Consider the following 21,188-nt stretch of genomic DNA (forward strand, 5'->3'; position numbering starts at 1 on the left):
ACATTTGTTCTTCTCGAGCGGGCAACTGTATACACGCTCCGTGACGGTTTTGGTTTACTGCGAGGGTTTGGAGCCAGTGATCTACTCTACAGTTCCATACCACTATATCCCATGCTTCGATAACCTTTGATCCTTTTCTTATACATACTCATCAGTAGTGGCACCTGAAGGTCAACATAATCGTAGATTTGCACATCCTTTTTATTACTATGTGAACGATGTAATCGTCCCGCATATTGCTGGAGTGTTCCTTTCCAAGAAATCGGGTGGACCAGAAATAAAGTATCCAGCCTCGCATCATCAAAGCCTTCACCGATCAATTTTCCCGTTGCTATAAATACCCTTTCCTCCGAATCCGCAATACTGGCGATCTTCACACGAAGTGCTTCCCGCTGCTTTTTGCCCATACCACCGCGCAACACAATCACGTTTTTGGCAAACTTTTCTAATCTTTTTTCAAAATATTCGACATGAGCTGTTCGCTCTGTAAGCAAAATAGGAGACCTTCCTTGGTCCAAGCATTTGAGCAAATCATCAAAAATTAATTCATTTCTGCTTTCGTCATTGATGAGCATTTGATATATATCTTGTATTTTCAAATGCCCTGATTCACCGGGAATTTTAAAGGTCGTATACCTCGGGATTACTTTGTGATCTATTCCACGAGCTAGCGCTTGTGACTTCGGATCAATTTTGATCCGAATCGGGCCGCACTGCATCAACACAATTGGCTGGTGACCATCCTGACGGGCTGGTGTAGCCGTCAGTCCGACGACATATTTCGCCTTTGCCTTTTTTAGAACTTGCTCAAAACTGAAAGCTGAAACATGGTGACACTCATCGACGATAATCTGACCATACTCAGCCAGATAGTCTTTGATTTGTCCCTTGTGATTCAAACTTTGGATAATAGCAATATCGACACAGCCAGTACGTTTTTCCTTCCCACCGCCGATGATTCCAATATCCTTAGGGCTCAGATTCAAAAATGTGCTGAGTCTCTCCTTCCATTGATCCATCAATTCCCGCCGATGGACAAGGATCAACGTATTCACCTGTCTTGAAGCAATAATGGAAGCGGCTACTACCGCTTTTCCAAAAGCTGTCGTAGCCGAAAGAATTCCTGTATCATGCGCCAAAATCGATCTTGCCGCGGTATCTTGCAGCATGGAAAGTTTTCCAAGAAACACCACATCAATATGCTTGCCTGCATTACGTTCGTCGGTGATCGATAGTTCGACTTGATGCCGATTAAACAGGTGAATAACCTCATGATACAAGCCTCTCGGAAGCGCAACATGGTTAGGAAAATCATCCGAGCAACCGATGACTCGCGGCTTCCCGTAAGTTGGTAAGCGCATGGCCTGTGTTTTATAAAAATCGGGATTTTGAAAAGCGGCTAATCGCTGAAGGTGGTTTAACATCTTGACAGGCAAACCATGTTTCTCGATATATATCATATTGGCTAGCACAATATTGACGGTTGGGGGCAGCTTGAATTGTTCTTGATCATCAGATGAAAACGCAGCTTGATCCCAGGGCTTGGCTTCATCATTATCTTCACCCCAATGACCGACATTCAGCAAGGCATCATTGTGCGCAGCTTCCCGAACCACTTTTTCAACTTCGGCCAAGGTCATTTTGGGCAGTGTAGATAAAAAGCTCCACTGATCCTCATATGGCAGGAAGTATTCATCTACAAAGATACTGTTGCCTTCCTTACGAGGAGCTCCTTGCAACGGCAAAGCAATCAAATTGCCAAAGCCGCCTTTGGGCAATGTATCCTGATTCGGAAACAAGCGATCATACGATTCCAAGCTGAGCTGATATCTTCTCTCCATGGTTTTGGTCAAGAGAGCGCAGCCAAGCTTTCTAGCAAGGCTTGCGTCTGTCGGTTGCTCGAAAAAAATCCATACATGGCCTCCATTCCCAGAGCGAGACCTTTCCAAAGCGGCCGGGACGTTCATTTCTTTGCATGTTTTCATCACTGCGCTGGCATCCTGCTGCCAATTTTGTTTGTCAAAATCGATTGCCAGAAACCAGCAGGTTTCATCCATAAGCATCGGGTACACCCCGATGATTCGATTTATTTTGGCATCTAGGTGTCCTGCGATCACCTCATCCGTTACCGGCAGGAATTCCCGATGAAGGCATTCTGAGCATTTGATTTGCGGCTTTTTGCAAACCGCGGTCCACTCGCGATGGCAAGCTGGAGAATAACCTGACTTTCCGTTCTTGCTTTCCCATCGGACCGGATACACATCCTCCCGCCCATGGAATAGACTGCGGAACAAAGCAATTTTCTCGTCGGGCGTAGAGTAATTATGAACGCTCCCTTTTACATTTTTACGGGAACGAACAAGCTCAGGTTCTTGCACTACCTCGGATGGAGAGAACTGAGGGAAGGTATTTGTAGTACTTAAACTTTGTAATTGATCTTCTGTTTCAAGCAACAGTAATCTTTGCTTGAGCTTCTGGTTTTCAAGCCTGAGTCGTTCAATTTCTTGTAGTGCAAGCGCAAGCTTGTCTTCAAGTTCTTTCATGTTTCCTCCATATAATCCAGTCTAAAAACGACGAGGAGTCTCTTAAACATTGTAACATGCAAAATCCATAAATACCCATTTCCAAAACAGAGAAAACCCCATCCGTTAAGATAGGGTTTGTTTATGAGTGCGCGATATTCATAGTTTTGAAGTCAATCTTAAGCCCAACTGCTGTCATGAAATCTATACCAAGGATTCCATCAAAGCCATAAGGTTCTCTTGTCATACCCAACTGGAGTTTAAAAGATGGTAACATGATGTTTCCAATTTGCAGGCTATCCACGATTTGTTCATAGCATAACTCACTCGCACCGCCAACACCATACATCCGTTTGGCAGTTCCATTGATCATATCAAGATAAAGTCCGATCTTTGCCAATAAATCCGTATCAAATATGGTGGAAGCACATCCTGTATCAAACAAAACATTGCTCATTTCAATGGTCTTCTCTTGGTATGTGCATGAAAATGAAACCAACGGAAGACCGTGTTCCAGTCTGAGCCTCATCATGATCTACGAATCCCTGTAAAGTATTCCTCGATAACTTCAATTTCCTGCTTGCTGGTATGGAATACATAAAATTCACGTTCGGGATTTTCCTTATGGTAGTGTTTATACCCTTCCCAAGCCTGGATAGGGTTATCGTATTCTTCCACAACCGTCATTTCTTCAATCGTCCGTACGCGATTGTTTGACACAGCTTTGAGGGCTTCCACCAGGACAAAACGACAGGGGTAATGGTTGCAAACCTCCGACCATTTCATTTCAATCAGCCCCTTACAATAAAAAGTTAAAATCATTATAACATAGAACTTCAGTTACCTTCATCGTTGAAATCATTTTGTTAAATCAGCGGGAGACAATAGCTTTACAAATTCGGATGTAGTTATGGCTTTTCCATGCTTATATGCTTCCATGCTTCGATCCATCATTCGTTTAAGACCTGATTTGATCGGATTTCCTTAGTGATGGATATCGGTTCCATCCGCTCTCCCCTCTCACCTAAGCTCCATCCCCAAAATCGATTGCGCCAAGTCCACATGCTCGTTATCCAGCTCTACGTGAACCTGCCCGTGCCTGCGCATCTCGCGCCACTCCTTCAAATGTGCCGCGCTATCCAGCTTCAGCTCCGCAATATCTAGCGCCCGATCGAACAGGTACTTTGACGTATAGAGCACCGTATATATCCCGTATTCGCCCAGTTCAATCGGTTTCTCCCGACGCAGCCATTCCTCCACGGTGAACTTCACGTACAACTGCTCTTCCGTTCCTTGACTCGCCGGCCTCTCCGTGATCTCCTTACGCCGCAGAACCTTCCAATCCGCAACCTTACCGTACCATTGAATCCCAGTCTCCCCTTGTGACCCAAACTTCTCCTGAGACTGACAGACGGCAACATACTCGATCTGACTTAAAATTTTATGATCCGAAATATTCTCTAGCGGCACGTGATAAAAGCGATGCTTCCGAGCTACCTCTAGCTGCGAAACCTCCCTTAACGAGCCCACCAGCACATTCTTCCCAGCCAGATGATCCTGGTAATACTGCTTTGTCCCTCGCGGCCGCGTTGAGCGTTCGTAGGCTTTTTCTGGGCTATCCATAATAATTTCATCCAGAAACCGCTCCATCAACGAAGTCGCATTCGGCAAAAATGGAAACGCTCCTACGTTAATCAGCTCGATACTTTTATACAGCTTATGCTCCTGAAACCGTTCTTCGTCGGGGTACGGAAACAGCACATAAGCCCCGAACATGCTGCGCTCGTATTCGTGCTCCTGCTTGTCCATATACACAATGGCGTCCCGGTAACGGTGCATCGTATTGATGTCATCCTCTTCTGGTCCGGGCATCCGGTACTTTTTGTAATACGACGTACCTTCGTAAGCCGGGTTCAAGCGGTATTTCGCATCAAAAATATATTTATACTCCGCAGCAGTATCGTTCTTCTTGAGCGTTAATACATTGTCCGGCCGCTGAGCCAAGGTCGGGCTCGTATCTCCGCTCGGCAAAGCATTGTAGAACAACGTAAACTCTTCCCCGTTGCTCGGGTTACGATATTCCATCTTTGCTTGCTGCGTTTTATCCAATGTTACAAACAAGCCTGTCCGGTCCACGCGAATGATGTCCTGGTTCAACAATTCGTATTTCTTGCTCAGCAGTTGGTGGATTTTGAGGAAGCACCAGTATTCGTACAGCTTCGCCAAGTCCTTCATAGACAGACGAAACAAATCGCTCTGAATCGACAAGCCCTTCATCAGCATCAGGTAATAACGGTACACCTCCCGGTAACCCGGTGCCATCTGAAGCACTAGCGAAACGGACATATGTGTCATGTCGCCCACGTTCAGAAAATCAAGCGCTAGCACCCGCTGAAGCTGTGTCTGCATGAGCTCTAGACGCTTTAGTAACTGCGGGTCGCGGTCGCGACCTTTTTCGGACAGTCGCTTTTTCAGCCCTTTCAGCTTCTGCTGGATGCGCAATAGCACCCAACGCACGAACCGATTTTCGGGCGTATCGTAATGCACCTGCCGCTTCGTCTCCAGTACATGGCTCGGGACCATCCGCTGCCCTTGAACTGGAATAAACCCAAGCCGCTCGTCCGGGCGGAGTAAATGAGGTCGCTTCGCCAGAAAGGCGACGTTTTCTTTGCCCGCTTTCTTCACTCGCGCCGCGTCGACAACTCGTTTATCCACTTGAAGCTGAGTATGAGGCGCCTGCTTGATCCGCTCCACGGCTTGCACGAGCTGCGCGAAAACGTGCTGGAGGATCGTGAAAAACTCCGTCAAACTCTGATTCTTCGTCTCCCTGAGCCCCGTCAGGTGATACGTCTTCCGCAAGAAATCAAATGACAGATTATATATCTGCTCGTTCACGTCCTTGAGGATCATCTCGTAGTCGCGCTTGTAATCCATCTTGGCCGGAAAAATCTCCAGCTGAAGCTGCATCACCGTCTGCCCATGCACGCGCAGCTCCAGCTCAGTATGCCCGACTTCGTTCTGGAAATTGAGAATGCCGGATAGAATCTTTTGGCTCTTGCCCAGAGGCTTCACCGCTTCACGTAAATGAACGTTCTCATGGTGGAAGGTCAGCTCGACCTCCTGCTTCTTCTCGATGACCAGCACATAAGACTGAGTCTCGAAAAAGATCGGATAGCCTTGGTTTCCTTGGCCCCTTAGCACTAGCTCCTTCGTTACCGGGGAAAAGACGGCTATCGACTCGATAGCTACCGACGCGGACGGAGCAGCTACGTGAAAATGAGCGCTCACCCATTCCTCCCCCTCGCTACGATGAAGCTGTAGCGTCTCCACGGTCGGGTGAAACGGCTTACCTTTGATATAGAGATCGAACAGATTCGTCTCCACGCGCAGAAGCTCTACGCTCTGATTAAGAGAGCCAGTATGAGGTGAATCCATCTTCCTCCAACCTCCGCAGCATAAAGGCTATTTTTCGCGCGCTTTGCGGGTATTTCACGGACTCGGACGATGATCCGGCATTCCACTTGAAATTGGACTCCGTCGGGTCATCCATCATCTTCTGAATCGGCAGGCTCTTATCCAACGCTACCTCCATCAATTGCAGCAGTGCTCGCTTCACCGAGCTTCCGCTCCCTTGAACCCGAGGCAAAATCTTTTGCAAAAGCTGCATATCCAGCGCAGCATCCTCGCTCAGTAGTTGGAAGCACTCGTTGTATATGAGATAAAAGCAAATCGCATCGCGAATACGGAATCCGACATGAGAATGAATCTCTTCGAGAATGGTATTGATCTTCACCAACTTATCCGTTGTTCGGTGTACGAGGTCTCGGTACTCTCTATATACATCGACCAGTTGCAAATAATCGCTCCGCAAAAAGCTGTTGGGAATCTGCGTCGCAAGTTCGTCATCGTCGGCCAACGCTTCGTCCGGGTACTGAGCCAGGTTAATGTAGTTGAATTCAATCGTATTGGCTCGGTCCAATACCTTCTTGCTGAACGGATGCGTGGTCTCGTCCATATTGACCGTCCCGACGAGGTACACGTTATCCGGCAAATACATATTTCCGAAGGTCTGCTGATCTTGGTCCGTCGTAAGCGAGTCTTTCCCGATTAACGAAGCCGTCACGATACGGTCATCGCGCCATTCCTGGGTCTCTAACACACTCAACAAGTCGCTAAAGTAATGCTCCACCCGCGCTAGATTCATTTCGTCCAGGCAAATAAAATAAGGCTTGTGCCGATTGCTCGGCTTGGTCGCTTCTAGCAGCACCTCCGTCAACCTACCGGGGCGAAAAGTGCCGGACAAGTCCTTATAGCCAAGCAGATCAGAAGGATCACTCCAATCTGGCCGCACCGGGATTAAAGTGAACTGTCGATTAGTGCTCGTTGCTCCAAGCGCCTCGGCGAATAGCTTGACCAGCTTCGTTTTGCCCGTTCCCGAGACGCCCGCGAGAATGACGAACGGCTTCGTTTTGAGAGATAGGTAGAAGTTCTCGATGAGATGGTCAGGGAATTGGAAGCCTTTGCGCCGGATGTAGGTTTGGATGGTTTGTACACGCTCTTTCACAGACAACGGATCCAAAGATTCTGCTCCTATCTCGATCATGTCGGCTTCTACTTCTGTACCTGATTTCTTGATGGTGTCGACGTAATATTTATAATTCTCAATCAAATTCTCAAGGTCAGATATCAATTGTTCATCATCTGGCACTTGATCTCGATCATAACGCACATATGCAACCGTAGATACCTGATAATCCCGTCCAATGCCGCTAGTCGTGAGATGAATATTCTCGTCTTTTTGAAAATGGTCGAGGGATAATAGTTCCCGCATTTGCTTTACTTTTTGACGCAAGTACTCGTGGCTTTCTTTTTTTCCTTTTTCCCCTGGACCTGTAACACCTTGTGCTAGAGTTAAGTAAACACAGCTCATATCCTCTGCGAACAAATAAACAACATATTCTCCACGTTGGGTAGTTTCCGTAATCCGCTTATCTAGGATTGCTATCCATGGGATGTTAGCCCAGTTTCCCTGTCCAATAGAGCCCTGAATTTTATAGTGCTCATCGATAAATGGGAGGCACTTTAATTGTTCCGGGATCGTTTTTCTAAATAACGTTCCTAATTGATGCCCTGAGAAAGGCTGCGTTTTAGCAGAAATATAGTCCCGCATGACTTGTTCGAGGTGCTCTCTAATTGCGACATGGTTATTAAAATGGTTATAGTAATTTTCAATTTCTGTTAAAGCATAATTACGCAAGTCTTCTATCCCGTTTTCGTCAAGCTTTTCCCAGATTGAAGGCTTAAATGAAATACTCTGTTTTTGATCATGCGCATCAATTACTGAGGATAGAGCTTGAATCGGGGTATTAATCAATGATTTTAATTGGTTCGTTGTTACATCAGACCACCTTAAAGCTAATTTTTTTGGAGGTGCATCTACTCGCTTTCCCTCTGCTTCTCTTTGTTGCAAATGGGTTAAAAACGCCTCTGAAATTCGTTGTAAAGAAAAGCTTTTGATTCGGGTATTGTTATACTCCTCTAACATTGCAAGAATCAAAACCATCTTATATGACTTTTGCTTACTACGAAATATGGTTGAGAGTTCATTCGGTAGCGGCATTATGTTCCTCCATAATTACTAGCTTTAATTCATTTCTGATTAAACGTTAACGCATTATAAAACGATATAGAAAAAGAGCGGTTTTTCCGCTCTTCAGATACATTCGACAGATATTTACATTTTCCTGTATCTATGTAAAATTATTAGCACCAAAGTCCTTTAGTATGGTGTACGCATCTTCTTCCGTTTCTGGAGGTCAACTATGGATCAAACTTCAATCATTACGATTTCACTGATAATTTGCAGCTTGTTCTTACTTGTGGAAACTATCATATTAGCAAAACTTCTTGCCGACCTTGAGCGTCCACTTAGAGCTTATTTTGGAGAATGGAATCAAGCTCGCGGCAGAGCTAAAAAGAGAGTAAGAAATCAAAATTTTCATCAAACCTACTATGCATACAGTCGTATTGAAAGTCATGCACTAAAAGAAATTCGTATACTGCTTAAATCCCACGATAATGATGCGACTTATTTTCAAATTGCTATTGATCTTTTCATCAGATTCATTCTACCTGTTGGTACTTTTTTTCTAGGAATTATCTTTTCTACCTCAAATAATCTACTTTCGATTCTAAGCAAGAATGCTCCTTCATCTGATGGGAGCAAAATCAACGATTTATTTTCTATGATCTTTGAAATTTCTAATTTCATCTCTACATTTGTAATATCCTTGTTTATTATCTCTCTTATACAACATTCGTTTAGACTTCATCGGAAGAAACGAGTCTCTCTGCACTTATTAATTATTGGTCAGATCTTAGAGGATAGGGAAGATTAGCAGATGCGGGAGCTTAAATCCTAACAAGAACATATTGATATAAGGACTCAGCGTCCTATACTACCTTTGTCGATAAATGATGTAGAATTCTATCGGTTTTAATTAAAATCTTTCGGATATGTTCCCCAATCGGTGGATTAAAGATTAAACTATCATAGTTTCTGGAAAGAAAGAGAACGGCAATTAAAAATAGCTCCGTATCCAATTCCACCTCGCCGTATGATCGGAGCGTTTTTATTAAGATTTCGTATGAAGGCTGAACATGTACAAGTTGGCCGTTAATCTTAATATAGAACGCTCTGAGCATAGCTTCCACTGCCATACCAGCAAAAGAGAAACACTCCTCGTGCATTCCATGATGCAGGAATAGCATAGCCATCTCCATATGCCCCTGAGAACTTTCATGCCAATATTGAATATCCGATAACAAATTATATTCAGAGATAGACATTTATCTTTCCTTCCTGATTATTTTTAAATACTTAGCTTCTCGAAAAATAAAACAAATTCTTCCTATCACTATGCCTCTAACTTTGAGTGTTTTTCGTTTATTCTGAGTGGTTAATAATTTCGATTACTCAAGAATAACCAGAAGCCATATATCCTCGTCAATAATTAATTCAATACGAGCGATTTTATAGCGCAGCTTCGTATGAAACGACATTCACCATTCTAATTAAAGGCAAGAACTCCGCTAAATTGCTGACTTGTTTTTCAATGCACTTATCGTCCGGAAGTAATACTCGGATTTTTGAGACACTCATGATGATATCCCCACTCCTATTCAAAGTAGAACAGCAATTCCTTGATTAGACAACCTAACCTCATATTTTGCGGCTTAAGACGCCAATCAACATACACCTCTACAAAATTTTTAATTTGAATACATAAATACCACCTTTTCAATAAATCATAAGATAACAACTCAAATTGAATATAACACTTATAAGTTAATTTATCAAATTAATACACTTATAGTTATATTCCAATTTAAGTAAAACTCTCTTACGCTTATATTGAGGTGGTATCGTGTCAAACCTTAGAAAATTAATTGGTGAAAGAATAAGATTCATTCGCAAATTAAAAGGGCTCACACAAGAAGAGTTAAGTGAAAAAGCCCAGATTCAACACACATATCTAAGTGACGTTGAACGTGGTGATCGAAACGCGTCATTAGACTCCCTTGAAAAAATAATCCAAGCTCTTGATATTCTACCAAGCGATTTGTTTGATTTCAGCGAACTTAATGTGGACCAAGCCAGTCTTGAGTTAACAGATGCCTTAGAGGTTCATTATAATTTCTTAAAAAGCAAGCGTATTGACGATGTAAAGATGATACATCGGATAACGAAGGAAATTTTTAAGTCTATTGAATCTAAGTAAGTAAATAAGGAAGAAGTTTAGTACTCTTTTTTGAATAGGTTATAGATTTCTCTTAACATAAAGAAATAGAGGGAACAATCTCCTGACTTTAATCTATTAAAGTCTTATGTATTAAGAAACATGTGTTTTTTACAAGTCAAACCTTGTCGATTTAATTAATTCAATCTATTTCGACAAAAATGCTCAATATATACTTATATATTCAAAAAAATCACTAAATATATATAGAAACTTTTAATAGTTTTGGTATATAATAGTTCCACTGTCCTAATAAGGCAGGGCATGCCTGGTTTTTTCTCAAAGTCACCTACTTTACAGGAGGAAAACCAGGATGAAGAAAAAGAAGAAGACCTATACAAACAACAAGGTCAGTCATAAGAAAGAAACCGCTGCACCGGAAGGCACGTGCAAAACGTGCAGCAGCGGCAAAACTATTCTCGAACGTTCGATGGAGTGGGGTTGGAGGAGTATTACTCTAGCAATCCAAGTCATTAACCTATTTAAGGATGATGGCGGCGGACAATAGTGTTCGTTTAAGGTAATAGGCCTTTGCGGAAATCGACCGCATTGGGAACACCGGCTGCCAACCGGTGGCATTATCCCATGCAACCGGGCATTCGGTCGATAGATGCAAGGTCCTTTTTATTATTATTCCCCCATATAACCAAAATATACACAGAAAAAAAAGAAAAAGCCCGTTATATTCGGCTGCCACACCGAAACGAGCTTTTTCCTTTCTCAAAATATCACCGGGCCAATGATGAAGAGGTAATGGGATCGTTTTAGCAAAATAAAATATTAAAAAAATGGTGCGTTGATTGCATCGCAATTACGCCATTAACTTTTAAGCGCTAAACTACGTTGGATCCTGTTTTTGTTGAAAGTTCTTTTTCAACTTAAACTGATGATAATGGAGACTTCTCAGGCTATCACCTCAGATCTTACTTTTCCCCAAAGCTTATTTCCCAAAAAAACCAAAACGATCACCAATTACCAAAGATCCTATACAAAAAAAATGTACCACGATTGTTTATATTTGTAAAGTGAAATTTACATAATTAAGTAATTCAAATAGTAAAGTTAGGCATAATCCACTTAACAAATGGATTAAAGAAAGTTAAAATTTCAAATTCGAGAACGAAAGCCTCAGAATGGAGAAAAGAACAAAATTCAAACTTATCCCACCAGGCTTCGTCCTTTGTTAAATAATTGTTAGCAGTCCATATAAGCGGAGGAAGTGCTAAAAATAAAAAATAGAGCCGCCGTAGCAGCCCCTCAAAAAAAACTATAAACTTTAAAACTTAACCCTCTCAAACCTTACCGACTCCGGTTAAACACCACGAGCTTCAGCTCCGTCAATTCTTCCACCGCATACTTGATGCCTTCGCGCCCGACGCCGCTTTCTTTCACGCCGCCGTAGGGCATGTGATCCAGCCGGAAGGTCGGAATGTCGTTGATCATGACGCCGCCGACATGCAGCTTATCGATCGCGTTCATGGCCGTGTGCAGGTTGTCGGTATAAATCCCGGCCTGGAGGCCGTAGACGGAATGGTTGACCCAATCTACCGCTTCCTCCACCGAGCTAACCTTGTTGATCAGCACAATCGGGGCGAACACTTCCTTGCACGACACTTGCGCGTCGGGAGGAACGTTAAGCAGCACCGTAGGCGCAAGAATCCCGCCTTCGGCCGTTCCGCCCAGCGCCACGGTTGCCCCCTGCTGTGCGGCTTCCTGAATCCATTCCACGGCCCGCTCCGTTTCCCGTTCGGAGATCATCGCGGACACATCCGTATCGGCATCCAGCGGGTCTCCAAGCTTGAGCTGCTTGGCCGCCGCGACGAATTTTTCGACAAACTCTTCATACCTGTCCTCCAGCACGTACACCCGCTGCAAGGAGATGCAGACTTGGCCTTGGAACGAGAACGCACCTGTGACACAGCGTGCAATAATGGAATCGATCCGGGCGTCGCTGTCCACGATAACTGCGGAGTTGGAGCCTAGCTCCAGCGTGACGCGCTTCAATCCGGCTTTCGCGCGAATGCTTTTACCGACGGATGGGCTTCCCGTAAACGTGATGACATCGACACGGGGGTCCTCGACGATTTTATCGCCGATGACTCTGCCGGCGCCGGTGACGACGTTCAGAGCTCCGGCCGGAAGTCCGGCATCCATGAACAGCTCCGCGATGAAGAACGCGGATAAAGGCGTCTGGCCCGCAGGCTTAAGGACGACCGTATTGCCCGCGGCAATGGCCGGGCCCAGCTTGTGGGCGACCAGATTCATCGGGAAATTGAACGGGGTGACCGCCCCGACCACACCTAGCGGCTCTCTTACGGTATAAGCGAAGCGACCTTCCCCTCCGGGAACGGCGTCCATCGCCAACGTCTCGCCGTGAATTCGCTTCGCTTCCTCACCGGCCAGCTTATACGTCTGGATCGTGCGGTCCACCTCGATCAGAGCGGCTTTGATCGGCTTGGCGGCTTCCAGCGCGATGAGGCGGGCTGCTTCTTCGCGGCGCTGTTCCAGCAGGCGGGACACGGTTTCCAGAATGCGGGCCCGTTGGTGGGCCGGCATGCTTCGCATGACCGGCTTGCAGCGGACCGCCGCTTCGATCGCCAGCTCGGTCTCCGCGAGGTCGGCCGAAGCGATGTCGGCCAGCTTTTCCTTGGAGTACGGCGAGTACAGCGGGGTGTAATTTTTCGTCTCAACCCAGGTTCCGTCGATGAATGCATGCTTTTTCATGAAGTGAATCCGCCTCCTTATGCGATACGATCAATCCGCCTTGCCCGCGCCGGCCGATACGGCACTCAGCTCCGCCATAGCTTCGCTAATAATGTCGAGTCCTTCTTGCAGCTGCTCCTCCGTGATGACCAGCGGGGTCAAGAAACGGACAATATTACTGTGAACTCCTGCGCCGAGCAGGACCACTCCTTTTCGATAACAAGCTTGCAGCAAAGCTGCAACGAACTCTTTCGCCGGCTTGCCGGTGTCCGGATCAACAAACTCCACAGCACACATCGCGCCCAGTCCGCGAATGTCTCCGATAATTTTAAACTCATCCTGCAGCTTGTGGAAATGACTGCGGATCGTATCGCCGATAACGCGCGATTTTCCCGGCAGATCTTCACGCTGCATCATCTCGATCACGGCCAAAGCCGCCGCGCAGCCGAGCGGACTTCCGCCATAGGTTCCGCCGATTTCGCCCGGGTTCGGGGCGTCCATAATCTCCGCTTTGCCCACGACGGCGCTGATTGGAAGACCTGCAGCGATCGATTTGGAAAGCGTGATAAGATCCGGTTCGATCTCGAACAGCGTCGAGGCGAACATTTCTCCGGTCCGGCCAAAGCCGGTCTGAATTTCATCGGCAATAAACAAGATACCATGCTTCTTGCAAATCTGAAAGACGCCCTGCACGAACGATTTTGGCGGAACGATGAAGCCGCCCTCTCCCTGCACCGGTTCCATAATGACCGCCGCTAGCTCTTCCGGGGCGACCTCGGTCAGCAGGAAATCTTCGAACTGCCTCAGGCAAAAGTCCCCGTACTCTTCTTCGGTCATCGACGCGGGACGTTGATACGGATAAGGGAACGGCGCTTTATAAATCGCCGGGGCATACGGCCCCATCTGGTATTTGTACGGCTTCACTTTGCTGGTCAGAGACATGCCGAGCAGAGTCCGGCCGTGGAAGCCGCGGGTGAAGGAGACGATGCCCGTTTTGCCCGTATATTTCCGGGCAATCTTCACGGCGTTCTCGACCGCCTCCGCGCCGCTGTTCAAGAGCACAGCTTTTTTCGCAAAATCGCCCGGGGTAATCTCTGCGAGCTTTTCCGACAACGCCACATAAGGCTCATACATTCCGACATGGAAGCACGTATGAATGTATTTTTCCGCCTGCGCCTTAATGGCGTCTACGACTTCGGCCGGGCTGTGGCCCACGTTGATGGTGCCGATCGCGCCGACGAAGTCCAGGAACACGTTGCCGTCCACATCGTACAGCAGCGCCCCCTGCGCTCTCTCGACAAACAAAGGATGGTTGTTGCCTACTCCCTTGGATACCGTTTGCTGTCTGCGCTCCAGAAGCGCTTTTGTCTTCGCTCCCGGCAATTCGGCTGCAACCGATACGAATTTACGTTGGGCTGTCATTGGTTTGTTCCCCTTTCGGCTTGAAAAATTAACCGTTCGTTTCATCCAGTCCGCACCACTGGATAAGCGTCAAAGCAATGATTTCCGCCGCTTCCGTCACTTTATCCAGCTCGATATATTCGTTCGGGTAATGAGCGACCTCGGTAACTCCCGGCCCGAACACGATAGCGGGCGTCTTGCCCGCTTGGGTCAGCAGGCCGCCGTCGGTTCCCCACGGGGACGCTTCGATGACCGGCTCCGCCCCGGCGACGTTGCGGTACTGCTCCGCCAAGGTGTGCATGAGCTCATGCTCCATGTCCATGGAACCGGGAATCCAGCGGGCACCGAACCATTCCAACACGGGAGCGTGCTCCTTGAACCACGGGTCCTGCTCGGCTAGCCGCTCCAGCCACCGCTCCATCTCCAGCTTCGCTTCCTCAATCGTTTCTTCGGGCGAGACGCCCATCCGACCTTCCAAGCGAACGAGATCGGGAACCGAGGAAGGCCAATTGCCGCCTTGGATGACCCCGATGTTGATCGGGATCGGAATCGGCGTATTTTGATACAGCGGATCGGTGATCCGGGCGTTGCGCCGCTCCTCCAGCGCTTGAATGTGGCGAATGACGAGCATGCTTTTCTCGATGGCGCTGACTCCCTCATACCGGGTGCCGCCGTGCGCCGCCCGGCCCTTCACTTGAATGCGGAACCACATCGAGCCCTGCTGCTTCGGAAAAATACGCATATTCGTCGGCTCCGGGATGATTGCCGCGTCGGCCTGGTAGCCCCGCATCACGGTCGCGAGCGTACCGGCTCCGCCGCTTTCCTCCTCGACGACGCTCTGAAAGATGACGTCGCCTTTCAGCCGGAGGCCCAGCCCTTGAACCGCTTGGATCGCCAGCAGCAGGGAGACGTTGCCGCCTTTCATATCCGTGACGCCGCGGCCATACATCTTGCCGTCCCGGATCGCGCCGCTGTATGGATCGTCCGACCACTGCTCGCGCTCCCCCTCCGGGACGACGTCGATATGGCCGTTCAGGATGATCGACTTCCCGCCGCCGGAACCGCGCAGAACGCCGACCACATTCGGGCAGTTATCGAAATCCGGCCGCGACGAGCAAAAGTACGGATGCTTCTTCAAAGCTTCCCCGTCCAGCTCCCATACGTCGACCTCTAAGCCCATCTGCTGCAGCTTCTCGGCGACCAAAGCCTGTGCCGCCGCTTCATGGCCCTGCGTGCTTGGCACCTGCACCAGCCGTTGCAGGAAGGCGATGCCTTCTTCGCTGTGCGTGCGCATCCACTGCTTAATCCGTGCTTGGAGCTCTGACATGTTTCTCCTCCTTACCTGTAGAACGGTGAATAAGCCGGTGCTGCGCTGCCGAAGCGTTCCTCCGATCGCTCTTGTTCCCGGATTTCTTGATTTTCTAACCCCTTTATGGGTTGAAATCCGGGAACAAAGGCGAACACTCCGTTTCTCCAGAACGCTTTCGGCCGCTCCGCTCCTTTTTTCACCGAACATCTAAAAATTCGAAACCCATTACGCCTCGCTCACGTTCTCGTAGATCACGGCAATGCCCATGCCGCCGGCCATGCACAGCGTCACCATGCCGTACTTCACGCCGGACCGCAGCATTTCGTGCATCAGCGTCACGGTCAGCTTCGCTCCGGTAGCGCCTACCGGATGCCCCAGCGCAATCGCGCCGCCGTTGACGTTGACCCGCTCCGGGTTCAGCTTCAGCTCGCGGATGACGGCCAGCGCCTGTGCGGCGAACGCCTCGTTCAGCTCGATCAGCCCGATGTCGTCGAGCGTCAGCCCCGCCTTGTGCAGCGCCTTATGGACGGCGGGCACCGGTCCGATGCCCATCACGCCCGGATCGACTCCGGCGCTGGCGAACGCTTTGACCTTGAGCAGCGGCTGGATGCCCGCCCGCTCCGCTTTGCTGCGGGATAGCAGCAGCAAGGCGGCTGCGCCGTCGTTCATCGGGCAGGCGTTGCCCGCGGTGATCGTGCCGTCTTGCTTGAAGACGGCGGGCAGCTTGGCGAGCTTCGCCAGCTCGATATCTTCCCGCAGTGACTCGTCGCTGTCGAAGAGCCGGACTCCCTGCCGTTCCTGAAGCTCCAGCGGCACGATTTCGTCCTTGAACCGCCCGCTGCGAACCGCGTCAGCCGCTTTCCGGTGGCTTTCGAAGGCAAACCGGTCCTGCTCTTCCCGTGAAATGCCATACTGTTCAGCTAGCCGCTCCGCAGTCATGCCCATATGCTCATTCCCCAACGAGCAGGTCAGCCCGTCGGCGAGCAGTGCGTCCTCCATAGTGACATTTCCGAATTTCGTGCCCCAGCGGTTTTGGACCAAATAAGGCACATTGCTCATGCTCTCCACGCCGCCCGCAATGACGGCTTCCTCCTGGCCAGCCGCAATCGTGAGCGCCGCGCTTGTGATCGCCTTGAGGCCCGAGCCGCACGCTTTGATGACAACGTGGCCCGGCACCGTTAGTGGAAAGCCCGCCCGCTGCGAGCTGATTCGCGCCGAATTAAGCCCTCCGCCGTGCACATAGCCGTGGCCGAAAATGATTTCGCCCACCTCTTCCTTCGGCAGCGCCGTTTTCGCCATCAAGCCCGTCAGCACTTGACGCCCCAGCTCGGTGGCGGGCACATCCCGCAGCGACTTGCCGAAGGCTCCGACCGCCGTGCGGACCCCCGCTGCGATAACGACTTCATTCATCACGGATTGCCTCCCTTATTGAATCGTGGACACGACGGACGGAACGATCAATTCCGCTTCCGTCTGCCGGATGACATCTTCTGCTGTGAAGGGGGCCATCACTTCCCGCAAAACAAGTCCCTCGTCCGTCACTTCCATCACGGCCATTTCGGTAATGATCATATCCACACAGCGCGGCGCGGTTAAAGGCAGCGAGCACTGCTTCAATATTTTCGACTCGCCCTGCTTGTTCGTGTGGTTCATCAGAACGATGACCTTGCGCGATTTTTGCGCCAGCTCCATCGCTCCGCCCATGCCGGGCACCCGTTTGCCGGGAACGATCCAGTTCGCCAAATCCCCGTGCTGGCTCACTTCGAGCGCGCCCAGAATCGTGATGTCCACATAGCCGCGGCGAATGATCCCGAACGCCGTCGCGCTGTCGAAATACGATGCGCCCGGCACGATCGTCACCGGAAAGCCTCCGGCATTGCATAGCGCGGGATCTTCGCTCCCCTTCGCCGGGCTCGGTCCGGTGCCCAGAATGCCATTCTCCGCGTGAAAAAACACTTGGATCTCCGGCGGCACATAATTGGCCACCAAGGTCGGAATCCCGATGCCGAGGTTCACGAGCATCCCGTCTTGAATCTCTTGCGCCGCCCGCCGGGCGATCCGGTAACGGCTATCTTCTACTCCCACGCCCATGTCCAGTTCACTCCTTGACTCGGTATGACCATATCGACATAAATCCCCGGGGTGACGATGCATTCCGGGTCCAGTTCGCCGAGCGGCACGATTTCGTCGACCTCGGCAATGGTGTAATCTCCGGCCATCGCGACGAGCGGATTGAAATTACGGGCGCTTTTGTCATAGATCAAGTTGCCGTACGGATCGGCCTTCTGCGCGTGCACGATGCTGACCTCGGCGGTTAGTGCCGTTTCGATCAAATACGGCTTGCCGTCCAGCACGATCTGCTGCTTGCCCTCTTCGGCAATCGTGCCGATGCCGACATCGACGAAGATGCCGCCCAAGCCGACGCCTCCGGCGCGGACGCGTTCGGCCAGCGTCCCTTGCGGGCTGAATTCCACCTCAAGCACGCCCTCGTTCATGAATCGGCCGGCGTTCGGATTGGAGCCGATATGCGAGACGATGACTTTTCTGGCTCGGCCCGCCGTGATCAGCCGTCCGATCCCGATATCCGGGAACGCGCAGTCGTTGCCGATCAGGACGAGATCGCGCACGCCTTTATCCAATATGCCCTTGCACAAGGACGGAGGATTGCCTACGCCTCCGAAGCCCCCGTACATCAGGGTCATCCCGTCGCGAATATGCTGAAGCGCATCCTCCAGCCCGGCGACCTTGCTTCGCTTTTTTACAAGCTCCATGCGTCTTCCCCCTATACCGCCGCTTTATTCAAATGGCCTTCCGTCCGAAGTTCCTCTTGAACCTCCATAATACTATTTTCCAATACGCTTACTAGGCTATTAATTTGTTCTCGGGTGATGATTAATGGCGGAGAGACGATAATCGCATCTCCGGCCGCTCCGTCGATGCCGCCCGATGCCGGGTACACGAGCAGCCCTTTGTCAAAAGCTCGCTTGATGACCCGTGCCGTCACGCCGAGCGATAGCGGGAAAATTCCCTTCGTCCGTACATCCGGCACGAACTCCAGTCCGAGCAGCATCCCTTTGCCCCGCACGTCGCCTACGATATCCAGCCGCTTGGCCATCTCCTGCAGCTTGCCGAGCAGATACTCGCCGTTCACTTCGGCCGCGCGAACCAGATCGTGCTTTTCCATATAGTCCAGCACGGCCAGACAAACGGCGGCGGATTGCGGATTGGCGCTGTACGTATGGCCCGCCATGATCGATTTGGACCCTTTCAGAATCGGCTCCATCACCTTGTCGCTGACCAGCGTCGCCGCCATCGGCGTGTAGCCTGCGCTCATCCCTTTGCCCAAAGCAACGATGTCCGGAGTGACCTCCCAATGCTCGATCCCGAACTTCTTGCCGGTTCTTCCGAGCCCCGTCATCACCTCGTCCGCGATGAAGAGAATATCGTATTTGTCGCAGATGCGCTTGATCTCTTGATAGTAGCCCTCCGGCGGCGTTACCGCTCCTCCCGAAGCGCCGATGATCGGCTCTGCGATAAATCCAGCAATATGCTCCGGCCCGATACGCAGAATCGACGTTTCCAGCTCCTGCGCGCATTTCATGCCGCAGCCGGGATGCGCTTCCTTCAGCGGACAGCGGTAGCAGTACGGCGCGGAGACGGACGGATAATCTTCGAGCAGCGGAATGAACCGCTTGCGCCGCAAAATATTGCCGGACATGGACAAAGCGCCCATCGTAATGCCGTGATAGCTCATCCAGCGGGAGATGAAGCGGTTTTTGCGGTCGCGGCCTTTCTCCTGCCAATGCTGGATCGCAATCTTCATCGCCGTCTCCGTCGCTTCCGAGCCGCTGTTGACGAAAAAGGACCAGTTCCAGCGCCCCTCCGACCATTCGCTTAACCGGCGCGCAAGCTCTTCGGCAGGCTCGCTCGTAAACTGCGCGCGGTACGCGAACGACACTTTTTCCGCCTGCGCCTTCATTGCTTCGACGATTTCCGGCACCCCGTGGCCGATGCTCGCCGTCACCGCGCCGGAGCAGCCGTCGATATACGTTTTGCCGTCCGTGTCATAGAGATAAATTCCTTGTCCGCTGGCCACTGTAGGGTAGTTGTAGTCCAGAATCGGCTTGATCAAATGTGTATCCGTCATGTCGGTTCCCCTCTTTACGCTTGTGTTAAACCCAGCCTCTCGAGCGCATGGCTTCCGCCATTTTGCGGAGGCCTGCCATATAGACGGCCAGCCTCATGTCCACCTTGCTTTCCAGCGCAATCCGATGGACCGTGCGAAAAGCGTTCACCAAAAGGTGATCCAGTTTCCGATAAACTTCCGCTTCGGACCAATAGCAGCCCTGGTTGTTTTGAACCCGCTCGAAGTATGAAGCGATAACGCCGCCTGCGCTTGCCAGCACGTCGGGGACGAGCAGCACGCCTCGGGAGGTGAGAATTTCCGTAGCCTTCGCAGTGGTCGGCCCACTTACCGCCTCGATGACGATTTTCGCTTGAATGTCGGCCGCGTTCTCTTCCGTAATTTGGTTTTCAGCGGCGGCCAGGATGAGAATGTCACAAGCTTGCACAAGCAGCTCCCGGTTGGAGATAGCGTTTGCGAACAAGTGGGTGACCGCGCCGGACGCATCCCGTTTTTCCAGCAAATAATCGACGTCCAGACCGTCCGGGTGGTACAGAGCACCACCGGTATCCGCAATCCCTACGATCTTCGCTCCGGCGTCGTGCAGAAATTTGGCCAGATAGCCTCCGGCATGGCCGAACCCTTGAACGATCACCTTGGCGCCTGTAAGCTCCACGCCGGCCGCCTTCGCCGCTTCGCGCAGCACGATCGTCACGCCTTTGACTGTCGAGGACTCCCTACCCGCCGAACCGCCCAACATGAGCGGCTTGCCGGTAATAAAACCGGGCGAGTCGAATTCGCGGAGACGGCTGTACTCGTCCATCATCCAAGCCATCATTTGCGCATTCGTGTACATATCCGGGGCCAGGATATCCTTCGTCGGGCCGACGATCTGGCTGATCGCCCGAACATACCCGCGGCTCAGCCGCTCCAGCTCTGCGGCGGACATCGTGCGCGGATCGCACTCGATGCCTCCCATGCCCCCGCCGTACTGGAGGTCGGTCAGACCGCATTGGATGCTCATCTCCATCGACAAAGCGGTTATTTCCTCCGGTGTTACCGAGGGATGAAACCGAATGCCGCCCTTGGTCGGTCCCACCGCATCGTTATGCTGAGCCCGGTAGCCCGTGAATACCCGGACGGAGCCGTCGTCCATACGTATAGGAATGCAAACCGTCATCAAGCGACGGGGCCGCTTCAACAGCTCGTAGAACGATTCCGCGAAGCCCATATGCTCCAGCGCCTTTTTGATGAGCTGCTGCGTTCGTTCCAAGACGCTTGTTTGTTTCGTTTGCCGAACCGTATCGACTGCCATCGTTCCACCTCCGGCC

General features: G+C 50.4%; 17 protein-coding genes. 3 read left to right on the top strand and 14 right to left on the bottom strand.

Features of this window, described 5'->3' with window-relative positions:
- Window positions 1-86: 86 nt before the first annotated feature.
- The 5 genes from PEL01S_RS04215 to PEL01S_RS04235 all read right to left on the bottom strand — a co-directional run bounded on the left by PEL01S_RS04215 (window position 87) and on the right by PEL01S_RS04235 (window position 8,142).
- Window positions 87-2,543, bottom strand: coding sequence for a TOTE conflict system archaeo-eukaryotic primase domain-containing protein (locus PEL01S_RS04215; protein ID WP_127459396.1), 2,457 nt, complete (start codon window positions 2,541-2,543; stop codon window positions 87-89).
- 121 nt (window positions 2,544-2,664) lie between these two features.
- Window positions 2,665-2,979, bottom strand: coding sequence for an aspartyl protease family protein (locus PEL01S_RS04220; RefSeq protein WP_239551311.1), 315 nt, complete (start codon window positions 2,977-2,979; stop codon window positions 2,665-2,667).
- A 71-nt stretch (window positions 2,980-3,050) separates the two neighbouring features.
- A complete protein-coding gene (locus PEL01S_RS04225) occupies window positions 3,051-3,308 on the bottom strand; it encodes a hypothetical protein (protein ID WP_127459397.1) in 258 nt (85 codons plus the stop codon).
- Between the two features lie 234 nt (window positions 3,309-3,542).
- Window positions 3,543-5,957 carry a restriction endonuclease-like protein gene (locus PEL01S_RS04230; protein ID WP_127459398.1) on the bottom strand — a complete coding sequence of 805 codons (2,415 nt, stop codon included), beginning with the start codon at window positions 5,955-5,957 and terminating at the stop codon, window positions 3,543-3,545.
- Window positions 5,929-8,142 carry an MrcB family domain-containing protein gene (locus PEL01S_RS04235; protein ID WP_127459399.1) on the bottom strand — a complete coding sequence of 738 codons (2,214 nt, stop codon included), beginning with the start codon at window positions 8,140-8,142 and terminating at the stop codon, window positions 5,929-5,931. The genes PEL01S_RS04230 and PEL01S_RS04235 overlap by 29 nt, the downstream gene beginning before the upstream one ends.
- Window positions 8,143-8,344: 202 nt before the next feature.
- On the opposite strand from PEL01S_RS04235, the gene PEL01S_RS04240 reads away from it, so the two are divergent.
- Complete coding sequence (locus tag PEL01S_RS04240; protein WP_127459400.1) at window positions 8,345-8,920, top strand: hypothetical protein; 576 nt, start codon at window positions 8,345-8,347, stop codon at window positions 8,918-8,920.
- Between the two features lie 55 nt (window positions 8,921-8,975).
- On the opposite strand, the gene PEL01S_RS04245 is transcribed toward PEL01S_RS04240, so the two are convergent.
- Entirely contained in the window at window positions 8,976-9,371 is a 396-nt protein-coding gene (locus tag PEL01S_RS04245; RefSeq protein WP_127459401.1) for a hypothetical protein, read from the bottom strand.
- A 578-nt stretch (window positions 9,372-9,949) separates the two neighbouring features.
- Between PEL01S_RS04245 and PEL01S_RS04250 the strand changes: the two genes are divergently transcribed.
- Together PEL01S_RS04250 and PEL01S_RS04255 are read left to right on the top strand one after the other, a co-directional pair.
- Window positions 9,950-10,303 carry a helix-turn-helix domain-containing protein gene (locus PEL01S_RS04250; RefSeq protein WP_127459402.1) on the top strand — a complete coding sequence of 118 codons (354 nt, stop codon included), beginning with the start codon at window positions 9,950-9,952 and terminating at the stop codon, window positions 10,301-10,303.
- 331 nt (window positions 10,304-10,634) lie between these two features.
- The gene (locus PEL01S_RS04255; RefSeq protein ID WP_127459403.1) at window positions 10,635-10,829 is read left to right on the top strand and encodes a hypothetical protein; all 195 of its coding nucleotides are present in this window, start codon (window positions 10,635-10,637) and stop codon (window positions 10,827-10,829) included.
- 791 nt (window positions 10,830-11,620) lie between these two features.
- On the opposite strand, the gene PEL01S_RS04260 is transcribed toward PEL01S_RS04255, so the two are convergent.
- From PEL01S_RS04260 to PEL01S_RS04295, 8 genes are all read right to left on the bottom strand, one after another.
- On the bottom strand, window positions 11,621-13,045 hold the full coding sequence (locus PEL01S_RS04260; RefSeq protein WP_127459404.1) for an aldehyde dehydrogenase family protein: 1,425 nt from the start codon (window positions 13,043-13,045) through the stop codon (window positions 11,621-11,623).
- Between the two features lie 30 nt (window positions 13,046-13,075).
- Window positions 13,076-14,446, bottom strand: a complete 1,371-nt coding sequence (gene gabT / locus PEL01S_RS04265; RefSeq protein ID WP_127459405.1) for a 4-aminobutyrate--2-oxoglutarate transaminase — start codon at window positions 14,444-14,446, stop codon at window positions 13,076-13,078.
- A 28-nt stretch (window positions 14,447-14,474) separates the two neighbouring features.
- Complete coding sequence (locus tag PEL01S_RS04270; protein ID WP_127459406.1) at window positions 14,475-15,752, bottom strand: peptidase; 1,278 nt, start codon at window positions 15,750-15,752, stop codon at window positions 14,475-14,477.
- Window positions 15,753-15,959: 207 nt separating this feature from the next.
- Window positions 15,960-17,144, bottom strand: coding sequence for a thiolase family protein (locus tag PEL01S_RS04275; protein WP_127459407.1), 1,185 nt, complete (start codon window positions 17,142-17,144; stop codon window positions 15,960-15,962).
- A gap of 15 nt (window positions 17,145-17,159) precedes the next feature.
- The gene (locus tag PEL01S_RS04280) at window positions 17,160-17,825 is read right to left on the bottom strand and encodes a CoA transferase subunit B (RefSeq protein ID WP_010496592.1); all 666 of its coding nucleotides are present in this window, start codon (window positions 17,823-17,825) and stop codon (window positions 17,160-17,162) included.
- Complete coding sequence (locus tag PEL01S_RS04285) at window positions 17,810-18,505, bottom strand: CoA transferase subunit A (protein WP_127459408.1); 696 nt, start codon at window positions 18,503-18,505, stop codon at window positions 17,810-17,812. Before PEL01S_RS04285 ends, PEL01S_RS04280 begins: the two co-directional genes overlap by 16 nt.
- Before the next feature lie 11 nt (window positions 18,506-18,516).
- Entirely contained in the window at window positions 18,517-19,881 is a 1,365-nt protein-coding gene (locus PEL01S_RS04290; RefSeq protein ID WP_127459409.1) for an aspartate aminotransferase family protein, read from the bottom strand.
- Between the two features lie 25 nt (window positions 19,882-19,906).
- Window positions 19,907-21,172, bottom strand: coding sequence for a Glu/Leu/Phe/Val family dehydrogenase (locus tag PEL01S_RS04295; protein ID WP_127459410.1), 1,266 nt, complete (start codon window positions 21,170-21,172; stop codon window positions 19,907-19,909).
- Between the last annotated feature and the right edge of the window lie 16 nt (window positions 21,173-21,188).

It is taken from the genome of Paenibacillus elgii NBRC 100335, assembly GCF_004000865.1.
Taxonomy (GTDB): domain Bacteria; phylum Bacillota; class Bacilli; order Paenibacillales; family NBRC-103111; genus Paenibacillus_G; species Paenibacillus_G elgii.

What these genes read in the sequence shown, in the direction of transcription:
- PEL01S_RS04215 (WP_127459396.1), bottom strand. Translation starts at nt 2,543, where the DNA reads ATGAAAGAACTTGAAGACAAGCTTGCGCTTGCACTACAAGAAATTGAA.
- PEL01S_RS04220 (WP_239551311.1), bottom strand. Translation starts at nt 2,979, where the DNA reads ATGAGCAATGTTTTGTTTGATACAGGATGTGCTTCCACCATATTTGAT.
- PEL01S_RS04225 (WP_127459397.1), bottom strand. Translation starts at nt 3,308, where the DNA reads ATGAAATGGTCGGAGGTTTGCAACCATTACCCCTGTCGTTTTGTCCTG.
- PEL01S_RS04230 (WP_127459398.1), bottom strand. Translation starts at nt 5,957, where the DNA reads ATGGATTCACCTCATACTGGCTCTCTTAATCAGAGCGTAGAGCTTCTG.
- PEL01S_RS04235 (WP_127459399.1), bottom strand. Translation starts at nt 8,142, where the DNA reads ATGCCGCTACCGAATGAACTCTCAACCATATTTCGTAGTAAGCAAAAG.
- PEL01S_RS04240 (WP_127459400.1), top strand. Translation starts at nt 8,345, where the DNA reads ATGGATCAAACTTCAATCATTACGATTTCACTGATAATTTGCAGCTTG.
- PEL01S_RS04245 (WP_127459401.1), bottom strand. Translation starts at nt 9,371, where the DNA reads ATGTCTATCTCTGAATATAATTTGTTATCGGATATTCAATATTGGCAT.
- PEL01S_RS04255 (WP_127459403.1), top strand. Translation starts at nt 10,635, where the DNA reads ATGAAGAAAAAGAAGAAGACCTATACAAACAACAAGGTCAGTCATAAG.
- PEL01S_RS04260 (WP_127459404.1), bottom strand. Translation starts at nt 13,045, where the DNA reads ATGAAAAAGCATGCATTCATCGACGGAACCTGGGTTGAGACGAAAAAT.
- gabT (WP_127459405.1), bottom strand. Translation starts at nt 14,446, where the DNA reads ATGACAGCCCAACGTAAATTCGTATCGGTTGCAGCCGAATTGCCGGGA.
- PEL01S_RS04270 (WP_127459406.1), bottom strand. Translation starts at nt 15,752, where the DNA reads ATGTCAGAGCTCCAAGCACGGATTAAGCAGTGGATGCGCACGCACAGC.
- PEL01S_RS04275 (WP_127459407.1), bottom strand. Translation starts at nt 17,144, where the DNA reads ATGAATGAAGTCGTTATCGCAGCGGGGGTCCGCACGGCGGTCGGAGCC.
- PEL01S_RS04280 (WP_010496592.1), bottom strand. Translation starts at nt 17,825, where the DNA reads ATGGGCGTGGGAGTAGAAGATAGCCGTTACCGGATCGCCCGGCGGGCG.
- PEL01S_RS04285 (WP_127459408.1), bottom strand. Translation starts at nt 18,505, where the DNA reads ATGGAGCTTGTAAAAAAGCGAAGCAAGGTCGCCGGGCTGGAGGATGCG.
- PEL01S_RS04290 (WP_127459409.1), bottom strand. Translation starts at nt 19,881, where the DNA reads ATGACGGATACACATTTGATCAAGCCGATTCTGGACTACAACTACCCT.
- PEL01S_RS04295 (WP_127459410.1), bottom strand. Translation starts at nt 21,172, where the DNA reads ATGGCAGTCGATACGGTTCGGCAAACGAAACAAACAAGCGTCTTGGAA.